Source organism: Shewanella decolorationis, assembly GCF_004354305.1.
GTDB lineage: Bacteria > Pseudomonadota > Gammaproteobacteria > Enterobacterales > Shewanellaceae > Shewanella > Shewanella decolorationis.
Window position 1 is genome coordinate 3,653,612 of sequence record NZ_CP037898.1, and the last position, 14,270, is coordinate 3,667,881.

At 45.1% G+C, this 14,270-nt stretch carries 12 protein-coding genes; 6 read left to right on the top strand and 6 right to left on the bottom strand.

The genetic code is table 11. The annotated features are described in order from the left end of the window. Window positions 1-44: 44 nt before the first annotated feature. Window positions 45-2,273, top strand: coding sequence for a M3 family metallopeptidase (locus EYR25_RS16365; RefSeq protein WP_133181484.1), 2,229 nt, complete (start codon window positions 45-47; stop codon window positions 2,271-2,273). A gap of 104 nt (window positions 2,274-2,377) precedes the next feature. On the opposite strand, the gene EYR25_RS16370 is transcribed toward EYR25_RS16365, so the two are convergent. After that, on the bottom strand, window positions 2,378-4,819 hold the full coding sequence (locus tag EYR25_RS16370; RefSeq protein ID WP_133181486.1) for an Ig-like domain-containing protein: 2,442 nt from the start codon (window positions 4,817-4,819) through the stop codon (window positions 2,378-2,380). A gap of 220 nt (window positions 4,820-5,039) precedes the next feature. Here EYR25_RS16370 and EYR25_RS16375 point away from each other — a divergent pair, with 220 nt between their 5' ends. From EYR25_RS16375 to EYR25_RS16390, 4 genes are all read left to right on the top strand, one after another. After that, complete coding sequence (locus EYR25_RS16375) at window positions 5,040-6,353, top strand: dicarboxylate/amino acid:cation symporter (protein WP_039977043.1); 1,314 nt, start codon at window positions 5,040-5,042, stop codon at window positions 6,351-6,353. 156 nt (window positions 6,354-6,509) lie between these two features. After that, window positions 6,510-6,857, top strand: coding sequence for a hypothetical protein (locus EYR25_RS16380; RefSeq protein ID WP_133181488.1), 348 nt, complete (start codon window positions 6,510-6,512; stop codon window positions 6,855-6,857). A gap of 168 nt (window positions 6,858-7,025) precedes the next feature. Continuing rightward, window positions 7,026-7,700, top strand: a complete 675-nt coding sequence (locus tag EYR25_RS16385) for a response regulator (RefSeq protein WP_023265451.1) — start codon at window positions 7,026-7,028, stop codon at window positions 7,698-7,700. After that, window positions 7,691-9,040, top strand: coding sequence for an ATP-binding protein (locus tag EYR25_RS16390; protein ID WP_133181490.1), 1,350 nt, complete (start codon window positions 7,691-7,693; stop codon window positions 9,038-9,040). Before EYR25_RS16385 ends, EYR25_RS16390 begins: the two co-directional genes overlap by 10 nt. A 14-nt stretch (window positions 9,041-9,054) precedes the next feature. Here EYR25_RS16390 and EYR25_RS16395 read toward each other — a convergent pair whose 3' ends face one another. After that, window positions 9,055-9,750 carry a 2OG-Fe(II) oxygenase gene (locus EYR25_RS16395; protein ID WP_133181493.1) on the bottom strand — a complete coding sequence of 232 codons (696 nt, stop codon included), beginning with the start codon at window positions 9,748-9,750 and terminating at the stop codon, window positions 9,055-9,057. Between the two features lie 116 nt (window positions 9,751-9,866). Here EYR25_RS16395 and EYR25_RS16400 point away from each other — a divergent pair, with 116 nt between their 5' ends. Continuing rightward, the gene (locus EYR25_RS16400) at window positions 9,867-11,129 is read left to right on the top strand and encodes an HD-GYP domain-containing protein (RefSeq protein ID WP_023265454.1); all 1,263 of its coding nucleotides are present in this window, start codon (window positions 9,867-9,869) and stop codon (window positions 11,127-11,129) included. Window positions 11,130-11,211: 82 nt separating this feature from the next. On the opposite strand, the gene corA is transcribed toward EYR25_RS16400, so the two are convergent. The 4 genes from corA to cobB form a co-directional block, all read right to left on the bottom strand. After that, complete coding sequence (gene corA, locus EYR25_RS16405) at window positions 11,212-12,159, bottom strand: magnesium/cobalt transporter CorA (RefSeq protein WP_023265455.1); 948 nt, start codon at window positions 12,157-12,159, stop codon at window positions 11,212-11,214. A 126-nt stretch (window positions 12,160-12,285) separates the two neighbouring features. After that, on the bottom strand, window positions 12,286-12,648 hold the full coding sequence (locus EYR25_RS16410; RefSeq protein ID WP_023265456.1) for a hypothetical protein: 363 nt from the start codon (window positions 12,646-12,648) through the stop codon (window positions 12,286-12,288). 419 nt (window positions 12,649-13,067) lie between these two features. Then, window positions 13,068-13,517, bottom strand: a complete 450-nt coding sequence (locus EYR25_RS16415; protein ID WP_133181495.1) for an ATP-binding protein — start codon at window positions 13,515-13,517, stop codon at window positions 13,068-13,070. Between the two features lie 7 nt (window positions 13,518-13,524). Then, window positions 13,525-14,259 (bottom strand): Sir2 family NAD+-dependent deacetylase, encoded by a 735-nt coding sequence (gene cobB / locus EYR25_RS16420; RefSeq protein ID WP_039977046.1) that lies wholly within the window; start codon window positions 14,257-14,259, stop codon window positions 13,525-13,527. Window positions 14,260-14,270: the final 11 nt, after the last annotated feature.

Below are 14,270 nucleotides of genomic sequence, written 5' to 3' on the forward strand. Positions count from 1 at the left end.
ACCATTAATCCGACAGAATAATAATCACCTAACGGGGAATTGACATGAAGGGACTAAGCCTAAAATCACCGGCCCTTAACGCGCCAACACTTAAGCCGCGAGCCATCAAACTGACCTTTAGCGCCATCACGCTCGCCCTCGCCTTAAGTGGCTGTAGTGCACAACACAGCGATACTGCGGCGCAGGCGACAGTCGCACCGAATGCGATGTCGGCGCAGATCATCAGCCAAAATGCCAGCAACCCTTTCTTTAAACCCTATGATACGTTTATGGAAATTCCGGCCTTCGATAAAATTAAGCCCGAGCATTTCCTCCCTGCATTTAAGGCGGGTATCACCCAGCAACACGAAGAAATTCAAGCGATTGTTGATAACAAAGATAAACCTAACTTTGCCAATACCATTGAAGCGATGGAGTTTTCGGGCGATCTCGTCACCCGCGTATCCAACGTCTTCTTTAACTTAACTGGTGCAGATACCACTCCAGAGCTGCAAGCGATTTCCAAGGAAGTCTCGCCGATGTTATCGTCTGCCGAAGACGATATCTTACTGAACGATAAGCTATTTCAACGCGTTAAAGCCGTTTACGACAGCAAAGACAGCCTAAAGCTCAACACGGCGCAGGCTAAATTACTGGAAGACACCTATAAATCGTTCACCCGTGGCGGTGCTAACCTCAGCGAGCAGGATAAAACCAAGCTGCGCGCCCTGAACGAAGAAATCGGCAAGCTTAACTTAGCCTTTGGCGACAATCTGTTAGCTGAAACCAATGCCTTCGAGCTAGTAATTGATAAGCAAGCAGACTTATCAGGTTTACCCGCCGATGTGATTGCCACCGCCGCCGAAACCGCGAAAAAGCGTGGCCATGAAGGCAAATGGGTATTTACCACGTCACGCCCGTCTATCACGCCGTTTTTAACCTATGCCGATAATCGCGCGCTACGCGAAAAGCTCTATAAGGGTTATATCGAGCGTGGTAACAACAATAATGCCAATGATAACAAAGTCATTCTGGCAAAAATTGCCGCGCTGCGCGCCGAACGTGCACAGCTTATGGGCTATAAAACCCATGCGGATTTCGTGTTAGAAGAGCGCACCGCCAAGACACCAGAAAATGTATACGGCTTACTAAACAAAGTCTGGCCAGCAGCGCTTGCCCAAGCCAAGGCCGAAGTTGCCGATATGCAGGCATTAATCGACAACCAAGGTGGCAAGTTTAAGCTGCAAGCCTGGGATTGGGATTACTACGCCGACAAAATCCGTGTCGCAAAGTACAGCTTTAACGAGCAGCAAACTCGCCCTTATTTCTCCCTCGACAGCACTTTAAAAGGCGTGTTCTATACGGCCAATCGCCTCTATGGCTTAACCTTTAAAGAACGTACCGACTTACCCAAATACAACCCCGAGGTGCGTACTTGGGAAGTGTACGATAAAGACGGCAAGCTTATGGCCATCTTTATGGGCGACTATTTTACCCGTGATAGCAAACGCGGCGGCGCTTGGATGAACTCGTTCCGCAAGCAATACCATATGAACGGCGTCGATTCTAAACCCATAATTGTCAACGTGTTGAACTACCCTCGTCCAGCGGGTAATGAGCCAGCGTTACTCACCTTCGATGAAGCCAGCACCCTGTTCCATGAGTTTGGTCATGCGCTGCACGGCATGTTATCCAATGTCGAATATCGCTCACAAGGCGGAACGGCAGTACCGCGCGACTATGTAGAATTCCCTTCACAGGTCAACGAAAACTGGATGACTCAGCCTGAAGTGCTCGCGCAATTTGCGAAGCACTACAAAACCGGTGAAGTGATCCCGCAGGAACTGGTGAAAAAAATCCAAGCCGCCAGCAAGTTCAACCAAGGCTTTGCGACCGTTGAATATATGGCCGCCACTAAGCTCGATTTAGATTGGCACACCCTGACCGATACCACGCCTAAGGATGCCGCCAAGTTTGAGGCCGACTCCTTAGCCGCCATGGGATTGATTAATGAGATCAGCCCACGTTACCGCAGCACTTACTTCTCGCATATCTTCGCGGGCGGTTATTCTGCCGGTTACTACAGCTACCTCTGGTCGGATATTTTGGGCGCCGATGCCTTCGAAGCCTTTAAAGAAAATGGCATTTTCGATAAAGCGACCGCCGATGCCTTCCGTAACAACATCTTGTCTAAGGGTGGCAGTGACGACCCTATGTTGATGTATAAAAACTTCCGCGGTAAAGAAGCAGGCATCGAGCCTTTATTGCGTAGCCGCGGTTTACTTGCAGAGTAATCAACCGCCAGCATGGTAAATGCCATGCTGACGTTTTACCAAGTATCCAATCAAAAACAAACGGGGAGCATATAGCTCCCCGTTTTAATTAGAAATTTTAATGACTAATTAATTCTTATCGGCAAAGACAGAACTTGGGTTGCCACCCCACTTGGGGTTTCAACTTCAACAATGAAGGTGCCCGCGTTAGGTTTTTCCTCACCCTTAATGGACACACTAAACTCACGTCCAGCATTATAATTGCTGCTTGGCCATGTATATTCTGTGCCACTAGCTATTGAACCTGCACTTGCTTTAAATCTAACGATCGAGCCTGCAGGCATTTGTTGGTTGTGCAAATCAGAGATGGTGAAGTAAACCGTAGCGGCATCCTTACCAATGATATCAATACTCTGGTCTTTACTTAGGCTATAGCTATCGTCAATAAGTACATCCGCTCTAGGTGTTGCATAAGCAGTACTTCCTGACATCACTATCACTAAACTGCCTCGAACATAGAGTGATTTGGGCTCAGATATGCCATCTGCACAACCAGCATGAGCAGGAACAGAACAAAGTACACCATTGTATTTACTGTCTTTGAGGTCAAAAACACCATTAGAGTTAAAATCGATTAACTCTTCTAACTCGCCCCCCGCTTGGCCTCCAGACTGTTGAGGGTTGAAAAAGCCGTCCTCATTATAGTCGTTAAAAGCATCATCTAAATCGAAGGGTTTACCACTCACATCCTTTTGATTCAAAAAGGCACTAAATTCGGATGCATCAAAACGGCCATTACCATTAAGGTCAGGGAAAGATTCCTCACCAATTGCGGTAGCCGTTATGGTTGCTCTACCACCGTATTTTTGGCCGTAAAAGTTACCTAAATTAGCCGCGAGTGTAGCAACAGGTGGACGAACTAATGCGCCAGTAGCGTCTATCAACGTTTGGCCTTCAGGTCTGGCAAGTTGACTGGTCCATACCACACTACAAGTCCCTTTTACCGTTTGACATGCATCCTCAATCGCACCACCTTCAGTAGTGAATGAAACTGTAGTTCCATCTGGTACAGGGTTGTTAAATGCATCGGCTAAGCGAGCCGTCACTGTTACTTTAGTACCATCAACATCCCAACCTTCTGCATTCAATGTCGATGCAGATAGTGAAAAACTGTCTTGGTCAGGAATACCTGTAGATACAATTAATTGACTAGATTGACTAGAGATAACCGGGGACGAACCTGCGACAATGCCCGTGACACGAACAGAAGTAGCCACTGTACCAGTTTTAACGACAGTTTGGACAATCCCTTGGTTGTTAGTCGTCGCACTTACGGGATCTAATTCAATACCACCAGTTGTAGTGTTAAGACTAAAGTTAACTAGCTGATTGCTCACAGGATTACTGTTAGTATCCAACACTTTAAACTTAACTTCAGAAGACTCTGCACCACCCGTACCTAAAATGGCAATGTTTTGTGGCGTTGCTGAAAGAAATACGATACTGCCAACATTGGCAGGCATTACATTAATTGAAGCTGTAGCAGAAAGGTTTAAACCACCAGCATTGGCCGTCACATTAATGGGATCGGGACCCACACACCCCTTAGCTAAATAGGTCGTGGTGGCAACGCCATTCACAGAAGGTACAGGAGAACTAATCTCTGCTTCTGGAGAGGTTTTAGTGGAACATGAAGAAGAGAATTTAACATCGACAGGTTGAGTAAAAGGCTTACCTTGGTCATCCTGAATCACAACAGAAATTGTGGCTGTGCCACCTGCAGTTAAGTCAGTCACGCTGACACTTGCTTTACCAGCAACAAATGGATTGCCACTACCCATTACAACATTAGTTGCACCCACCACCACAACAGCCGTACCTTTTTCGCCACTGGCAAGCGAAGCAGTAATGGTTCCGGCACCTAAGGTATTGCCAGCATAAATATCAACACTCGCCTTTCCTTGACTATTGGTTACTGCAGTTTTTATCGGTAAATCACCAATATCATTATCAAAAGTCACAATCGTAGGTTTATTAATACCTGTCACTGTTGCGGTGAGTTTTCCGGGATTTAATGAGGTGATAGTTTGGATTGCGTTTCCGTTCGAATCAGTGAGAGCAAGATTAACTTGCGCACCACCGCCAGCCTCACCGCCATCGCCCTTCATAACAAAACCAATTTTGCCAGATTCGCCCGTATCTATTTTTGCAGTAACTGTACCTGCACCTGCGATAGTTGCAGTATTTAATATAATGGTCGCAATACCTTCGCCATTAGTTAATGCTGTCGCTGTAGCAGGGTCAAATGAACCGATATTGGAATTACTTAAACTAAATGTTACCAATTCACCAACTAACGCACCAGCTTTGGAGTCAACAACTTTAGCAGTTACTGTTGCGGGAGCTAAAGCGGAAATATCGGTATTGGAAATTCCCATAGTGACAGTGATAACACCTGGGGTTGGGGTGGTGCCAGAGCCATCATCGGAGATACTGCCTCCGCCTCCACATGCAACCAAGAATAATGAACATAATCCTGCAAGAAAAACCTTATACGCTGACTTCATTGTCAGGCTCCCTGTTACTCTGATGATAATACTAAGATTGACGCTTATAACTTATAGGCTAACATTACACAATTTTCACCTAACTTTTCCAATACTCTCTTATTTTATTTCTCATATTTTGCAGTTAGTTTAACATCGGAACTCATTTAAACTTCTGCATTTTCTTGCTAGGCTTGTCGTCGCCAATATTAGAATGTATAAAAAACACACAGGAATCCCCATGGCAACCTTATTACAAAAGAAATTCGGCCTTACAAGCAAAATTCTGTTCGGTATGGCAACAGGTATTGTTTTAGGCCTCATACTCCGCAATGCCTTTCCAGAAAGCGATATCGTAAAAGACTACATTACAGAAGGTTTCTTACATGTTATCGGCACTATTTTTATCTCAAGTTTGAAAATGCTAGTGGTTCCACTTGTGTTTATTTCATTAGTTTGTGGTACTTGCTCACTGAGTGAACCTTCAAAATTAGGTCGTTTAGGCGGCAAAACATTAGCCTTTTATTTATTCACAACGGCGATTGCTTTAATTCTGGCCATTGTCAGCGCGGTATTAGTTCATCCAGGTAATGCTTCGCTCGCTTCCGAAAAAATGGAGTACACCGCCAAAGAGGCGCCCAGTCTTTCAAGTGTCCTAATCAATATAGTGCCAACGAATCCGATGCAAGCCATGAGCGAAGGAAATATGCTGCAGATTATTATCTTCGCAGTGATCTTTGGCTTTGCGATTGCGCATATTGGCGAGCGTGGGAAACGTGTTGCCGCTTTATTCGAAGATTTGAATGAAGTGATTATGCGAGTCGTTACTTTGATCATGCAGCTTGCGCCTTATGGGGTGTTTGCACTGATGGCAAAACTGGCGTTAACACTAGGTTTGGGAACATTCGAGAGTGTGGTCAAATATTTCTTTGTGGTTCTCTGTGTATTACTTATCCATGCGTTTATTGTTTACCCTACACTTCTCAAACTTTTTTCAGGCCTCAATCCAGTAATATTTATTCGTAAGATGCGCGATGTGCAATTGTTTGCCTTTTCAACAGCAAGCTCTAACGCTACCTTGCCAATTACAATTGAAGCCTCAGAGCACAGACTCGGTGTTGATAACAAAATTGCCTCTTTCACCCTACCTTTAGGCGCCACCATTAACATGGATGGCACGGCGATTATGCAGGGTGTCGCCACAGTGTTTATCGCTCAAGTATTTGGTATTGAATTAACGCTGACCGATTATGCTGCTGTGGTTGTTACCGCCACGTTAGCCTCAATTGGTACTGCGGGCGTGCCTGGAGTAGGATTAATTATGCTCGCTATGGTGCTGAACCAAGTCGGCTTACCCGTTGAAGGTATTGCCTTAATTATTGGTGTTGACCGACTACTCGATATGGTGCGCACCGCAGTGAATGTCACTGGCGATTGCGTGGCAACGGTCATTATTGCCAAATCTGAAGGTGAATTTAACGAAACCGTATTCAACAATACCCAAGCGGGTAAAACTGCCGGTAGTTTTGATGAACAAGTGCATAAAGTCGAGTAAACCCTCTTTAGACTTTAAATTGCATTTTATTCGCTATACAAGCCCAACTTAGTTGGGCTTTTTATTGCTTAATCCTCATTATGTGAACAGGCAAATAGAATGATTGTTTTAATTCCACTACATTAGCCCATATCAAGATTGAGATAGGAGAAAACCATGTGGTGGAGAGTGGGTTGGATAATTGTTGCTTTTTGGCTACTGAGTGCACATTTTTTACGCTATGACCAGCTTGTTTTGATGGGCCTATATGCATTAGCGCCAATTGGATTATTCATCAAACATCCTGCCGTGATTCGACTATTGCAAGCAATATTGTGCATTAGTGTGGTCATCGTTTGGGGAACCACAGCAATAGATGCAGTGCAAATGCGCATCGCACACAATGCGCCTTGGATAAGGCTGGCCATTATCATGGGCGGCGTAATTTTCTTTAGTCTAGGCGCAGTTTGGAGCGCAAATGGAATATGCCGTAAATCCGTGCTTGATGAAAAGCAAGCGCTCTAGCTGTCATTATCTAAACTGCTTTAAAGACAATAGATTAGTATTAATTTTAACCACAGCTCTCGTTTGGTCAGCCGAGGTTAAGTTGCCATTGTCTAAAATAAGACAATATTTGGCTCCCGCGTATATTTTGCGTACACTGAGCCCAGTCGACTTTAAGGCATGAGAATTATGAGAATTTTGGTTGTTGAAGATGATCTTATTTTATCCCACCATCTAAAAGTACAATTAAGCGATTTGGGCAATCAAGTCCAAGTCGCCCTCACAGCCAAGGAAGGATTTTTCCAAGCGACTAACTATCCTATCGATGTTGCCATTGTCGACTTAGGTTTACCTGATCAGGATGGCATTAGCCTTATCCAACAATTGCGCGAAGAAGACGTCAAAGCACCAATCTTAATTCTCACCGCTCGGGTCAACTGGCAAGATAAAGTCGAAGGTCTCAATGCGGGTGCCGATGACTATTTAGTGAAACCCTTCCAGAAAGAAGAACTTGTTGCCAGACTAGACGCCTTAGTCAGACGCAGCGCAGGCTTTGTCAAACCCGTCATTAGCAGTGGTGAGTTAAAACTGGATCTTGCAGCTAAGCAAGTGACTCTCGGCAACGAGATTATGGAAGTTACCGCCTTCGAATACCTCATCCTGGAATATTTGATGCGCCATTGCCATGAAGTCGTCGCCAAACAGCGGCTACTGGATGTGATTTATGGCGACAAGGAAGGTGACCCGAACACGATTGAGGTGATGGTAAGCCGCCTACGTAAAAAACTCACTCGCGATGGCATAGACAACCCGATAGCCACCATTCGTGGCCAAGGTTATAAATTCAATTTACCATGCAACTAAAACTCAAAATGAAGAAACGTCTGCTCACGCGGATGTTTCTCACCTCGTTATCAATCATCACCTTAGTCGGATTTGGCCTCGCATGGATGGTCAATATTTTGCATGCGCAAAATAGCTATAATGAAGAAACTGCGCAGCTTATTGCCGAGATCCCTCAAGTGGCCGCCGAGCTTAGAGAACATGATCTTATTCCTGATACCAGTGCTTGGTTAGAGGAAAATAACAAGCAAGAGCGCTATGTGATGGCGAGCTGCGATGAAAAATTTAAACAGGTATGGACATCTTCCCTCGCTGTCGACCGTGGCTTGTTTGACACCTGCGAACGTTTCAACGAAATACGTAATGACTCCCCGCCTTACTACCTGACCATGGCCGATGACCGAGGTTACTTTGTGTATTTACTCGCGGTTGAAATCGCGGGAGTACATTACAACTTATTGGTAATGAAGGATGCCGCCAAGCTCGAGCAGGAATACAGCAAATTCAGTAAACGCACCTATATCCGTTTGGCCATGGTGCTCGCACTCGCGCTGATCCTGCTGGTCAGTGCGGCATATTGGGGGATGCGCCCGTTGGTACGGATGCAAAACGAGTTGCAATCGATTAACCAAGGCAAGACTAAATCGCTTTCAGAAGGCTACCCTGTCGAACTTGAAGGGGTCACTCAAGCCCTTAACCAACTCTTACAGCAATCAAGCGCGCAACAGCAACGCTATCAAAACGCGATGAACGATCTGGCCCACAGTCTTAAAACCCGCCTTGCAGCCGTTCATGCTATTACCGATGACACCAGTCTAACAAAGCAATCTGCTAATGAAAAAATCATGGAGCAGATAAGTCAAATGGATCAACTGGTTAAATATCAACTTAAACGTGCCATGTTAGGTCGCCAAGGCCTGAAACAAGAACACACCACTATCGCCCCGCTAGTCGATCAACTCGCACAAATGTTATTTAAAATTTACCGCGACAAGCAGGTGCAATTTAAGGCTAATATACCCGCAAACCTGCAATTCCCCGGTAATAAAGGCGATCTCATGGAGCTATGTGGCAACCTGATGGAAAATGCCTTCCGTTTGTGTATCAGCCAAGTGCAGGTCAGTGCTCGCCTAACGGAACAAGGTGATTTTGAATTAATTGTCGAAGATGACGGCCCTGGGGTTGAAGAAAAACTGCGACAAAAAATCATTCAACGGGGCGTGAGAGCCGACACCCAATCCCCTGGACAAGGCATTGGGCTGGCCGTATGTGATGAGATTGTCAGCAGCTATGCTGGCGAGCTCAGTATTGAAGAAAGCTACTTAGAGGGAGCACGCTTTCGTATTCGTATCCCCGTTTGAGTCATATCAGGCTGTTAAGCGTATACCGCGTATAACTGCTCAGCGCGGTTAAACATCACCCATGAAGTGGCTATATATTTATCGTTGCTCAGCGGCACATTACCGCGATGGGAATGGGTAAAGCCCGCGGGCGCAATCACCATTGTGCCTTTCTTTGGCGAGATTTTACGATCTTGATAATAAAACTCGGTTTCACCGCCCTCTTCCACATCGTTTAAATAAAACATATACAGCACGACACGGTGCAGCGCTTCATTGTGGTTTAACTGGGGAAATTGCTCCGAATGCCAATGGGGGTATCCGCCTTTATTTTGCTGATATTTCTGCACATTGATGCTGCCGCTTCGGTATAAATATTTAACTAATGCTTCGGCTCTAGGCTTACCTAAACGTTCAAAATTATTGGGTGTTAATGTGACAGCTTGCCCTTGTTCATCACTCACGGAAACAGCAACGGCTCCCATTAACGCCATAGAATATTTAGTAAAATAGTCGGCAGCACCCTTTAGGGTATAGGATAAAAGCTCATTTTTCAGGGGCTGTAAATCGGCAAAGTTATCAAGAGTGAGGTCGCGGCTAATCTTTTTTTCTAAATCCACACCATTGCCTGTTTGTCCATCCACAACGCCTGTGTGTTGCTCAAATGCAAGAATGAGACGATTACATAGGTCATTAGGTATTGCATTCGGGTATACTTCGATAAAGTCCATATAGGCTCAATGCTTCGGCTATTTTCTAATCTTACTATGCTGACACGTTAGTTAAGTAATTGTAAAGCTGCATCATTGATATAAAATAACCCCATTGGCTTCACGATAACAAGAATATGAAAAAAAGCTGTAAAGTTTCAGTCCATCAATTACAGGTCGGCAATTTTGTGCGTTTGCCCGTGGCTTGGAAAGATCATCCTTTTTTATTCAGTAGCTTCCATATCAAACAAGCTGCTCAGATTGAATTAATCAAAAATTTAGGTATAGAACATGTGATCGTGGATTTAGAGCGTAGCGAAACCGCGCCATTAAATCCTGAAGCAGTAAACCCTATAAAACTGCCTCCCAGCCCGGAAATCCATGATCTTAAAAATGATATGGATCTCTATAAAGCTGAGCAAATCGAAGTACAAAAGAAGCTTCGCCGAGACATCCATAAAACCGAGCAAAACTTCACCCGTTCTGTCGCTATGATGCGTAGCCTAATTTCCAAGTTACGTAACCGTCCTTTAAATGCTGTCGATGACGCCAAAGTGTTAGTTCACAGCATGGTAGAACAGCTATTAACCTCCGATAACCTAGTGCTGCATCTTATGAGTGATGCAAAGCAGGATGAGAGCATTTATTACCATTCTTTAAACGTGGCAATACTCTCGATGCTGATTGCCAAAGAGATGGAATGGGATCGCAGCGAAATAGAGTTAGTTGGCTTAAGTGCCTTATTTCATGATGTGGGCAAGCTTAAGGTCCCACCACAAATTTTGAAAAAAACCACACCTTGGTCTGCACCTGAACTCAACTTTATCAAGCAACATCCTTTGCTCGGGGTCGATTTACTCAAACTTGCCGAAAACTTCCCAGAGGCAGCCTTGCCTGCAATTACAAATCACCATGAGTTTCTTGATGGCAGTGGTTATCCCAAGGGATTAAAAGAAGCAGAACTTGATAAAATGTCGCAACTACTCGCGGTAGTGAATGAATATGATTCACTTTGCTATCCAAGTAACCAAGGTAAGGCACGCATGCCCTACGCGGCATTAGGGCACTTATACAAGCAGTATAAAACTAAATTAAATCAAGATTATATTGGTAAAATGATCAAAATGCTGGGCATTTATCCACCCGGAAGTGTGGTGGAGTTGTCGAGCGGTCAATATGCCATGGTGATGTCGGTCAATCTGCAAAAACTGCTTTGCCCGAAAATCCTTGTGTATGATGCACTGGTGCCCAAAGATCAGGCGCCGATTGTCGATCTTGAAGTTGAAGGGATAACGATAGTCCGCTGTCTGCCGCCCGCCGCACTGCCCGAAAAGGTACATGAGTATCTTAACCCGCGCGAGCGTGTCAGCTACTACTTTGGCGGTGATAGTCGTAAGTAGCCCATAAAAAACGATGAATAATCAAAATATAATAGCCGGACAATCTCCGGCTGTTATATTTGACATGCGTTTTAGCAAAAAACTAGAGCCAGTGTTTACGCTTAAAGAAGAAATATGTCCCTGCAGCACTGGCGAGCATCATCAATATCGCCATCGGATAACCATATTGCCAACCTAACTCCGGCATACCATGGAAGTTCATCCCGTAACTGCTGGCAATCAACGTGGGCGGCAGAAAGACCACGGCCGCAACCGAGAAGATTTTAATGATCTTATTCTGCTGTAAACCACTGAAACCCATGGCGGCATCGAGCAGAAAGTTTAACTTATCGAAGATAAACTGGCTGTGGGGCATTAACGACTCGATATCCGAAAGCATTTCCCGCAAATCTTTTAAATGTTCATCCGACAACTGCCCGCGGTAATACCTTTGCATATAACGCAGTGAGCGCTGAGTATCGAGCAAACTTAACCGAATTTTACCGTTAGAGTCTTCCTGCAAGGTAATAAGCTTGAACACATCATCGAGCTCTTCGCTCTCGAAAACTTGCTCACCGACATTTTCAAGCACTGTGTAGACGTCTTCAATCAAGTCGGAGAGATAATCCACTTTAAGATTAAACAGTTCGAGAAACAATTCCTGCGGGGTTGAGACTTCTAAACGACCAAGGCGTAAATAGTTACGTAACAAACGGATCAGGCCGACATCTTCCTCACGTATGGTCAACAGGAAATTACTGCGCAGGTTAAAGGAGACGTTGACGCCACGCACGTCTTGCCCTACGCGCTGAGGGAATAATGAGTTGATATGTAAGCCGTCGCTGTTTTGGTAAAAACGCGCCGAGGCCTCAATCTCGTTGATATCTTCTTCGTCGGGGACTTCTTCAACAGAAAAACGACTTAACCATTCTCGCTCTGCATCATCAGGTTTATAGAGATCCAACCATATGGTCGACGCTGGAATACTGTCTTGTGTGTTAATTTCAGTGGCCGTCAGTTGACGGTTTTCGTAGACATAGGCAGTAATCATGTGTCCTCCTGAAAAAAACTTAAGCTAAAAAGTCCACTTAAGTGCAGGCTAAAAAATTGTCGCTAGTTTAACGCATAACTTAGTAATGAAAAGGCGAGAGCGATAAATTCATAAAATAAATCTGTTTTAGTCTTCCAATATCTCTAGCCGCTCCGCATTAGAAAATCGAATATGTACTCCTTCAACCGTCACCATTTTGGCCTCAGAGATATCCCCTTTGCGCGCCTTATAGACGCCGGAGAGTACGCCGGCTGGGGACACTATGGTCACAGTCACGACCTTATGCTGATCCCGCCAATACCAAACACTGTAGCCTAGAAGGCTGAGCCCCAGCAGTAAAAATGCACCCCGCATGCCATATCGACGCCAGAGACTTGGCATAGCAGGAACATTCACTGTGGCTATGGCTTTAGCGTTAGGTTCACGCTTAGCCAGCAACAAAATCCCCATAATAATTACGGCTAAGGTAAGCAGCAGTTTTGTTAACAAGATACACTCCAGAGGGGGCAGACTTGTCGAATTATACTCGATATGCCTAAAAGGAAACTGTCATTAAGATCAAGCTTATGCAACTCTTATATAAGGTATTTGTGCTTAAGCTTGATGAGAGAATAGCGTAATACCAATCGTATTAACTATCTGTTCATTCAGAGTGAGTTAAACAGGCTTTAGACAAGGCGAAGGCTTGAAGGCACAGTGGCGCTCTGTCCAAAGCCTTAAACGCATTATAAAGTCCGTTCAACACCGCCCTCCGGGGGCCTCACTGGCATCTCACTCCCGTGTTACATTGACTTAAAAGGGAATAACCATTTCTTCGTCAATGCGCCTTGGATTGAGATGCCTGTGAGGCTCTGAACTGATTAGATATTTAATGTGATTGGTATAACAAGATGACAAACAAAGTCAGCTTAAAAATCCTCAAACTGTTTTGCCATTCGTCGAATTTGCGTTAACGGCACGCGATGGCGATTACGCTCGGCGCACAACTTTTGATGTGCATCGTCTAATGGTTCACCGATCAACACAATACGAACTTGATAACCGAGCGCTTTAGCCGCGACCTCGTATGCCATGTACTCCCAGCGGCAGAGATTAGTATTATCACAAATCACAATAGGCTGGTTATTGCTGAGTGCTTGAATAAATGCCGTTAAATTACGTTGGTGGTATTCGGAAAGTTTTTTCGCATCGAATCGGTACACCTCTCCCTCGTAGAAAAAACTGTCGGTCGAAAAAATACCACCTTGGCGGATACGCAACGCATCTTCTAACGGCAGATTAGCGACAAACTGCTCAACCCAATGGGATTTACCGCTCCCCGGCAATCCCCGCATAATAATAGCGAGTTTTTGCGTCATCCGTTAATCACTCATTCGGCAAGTCTGAGCCAATGACTTGTCCGGCCAAAATGGTCTCGACCAGTTTAGGTACTATATCACCCGCTTTACCAGTTAAATGATATTGAAACTGACTGTGTCTATCGGGCGAGACTAAATTGACCTCCACTGTTTGCGCGCCATGATGATTGGCCGTATCGACAAACCCAGCCGCCGGATACACTGTGCCCGACGTACCAATGGCAATGAATAAATCGCAGTTATCGAGTGCATCATGAATTCTGTCCATCCCTAACGGCATTTCACCAAACCACACCACATGGGGACGTAGTCTTTGTGCGGGAATGCAGCAGGTACAGCAATTATTGGGGCCGAAGGGTTCTCTTAATAAGAAGGTTTGACGCGAGCGTGGGCAGCGACCTTTAGACAATTCACCATGCATATGCAATAAGCGTCTTGAGCCAGCACGCTCATGTAAATCATCAATATTCTGAGTCACAACCAATAATTGACCAGAAAATTCCGCCTCTAATTTGGCTAAAGCAAGATGCGCCGCATTGGGCATCACTGTGCCACTGTGCAACTGCTCCCAACGACTGTTATAAAATCGCTCAACCAGTTCGGTATCGCGGGCATAACCTTCGGGAGTCGCCACGTCTTCAATATGGTGCTCTTCCCACAAACCATCTTGATCACGAAAGGTGCGTAATCCCGATTCAGCCGAAATGCCCGCGCCAGTTAACACCACAATATGCTGGTACATACCGCTTCCTT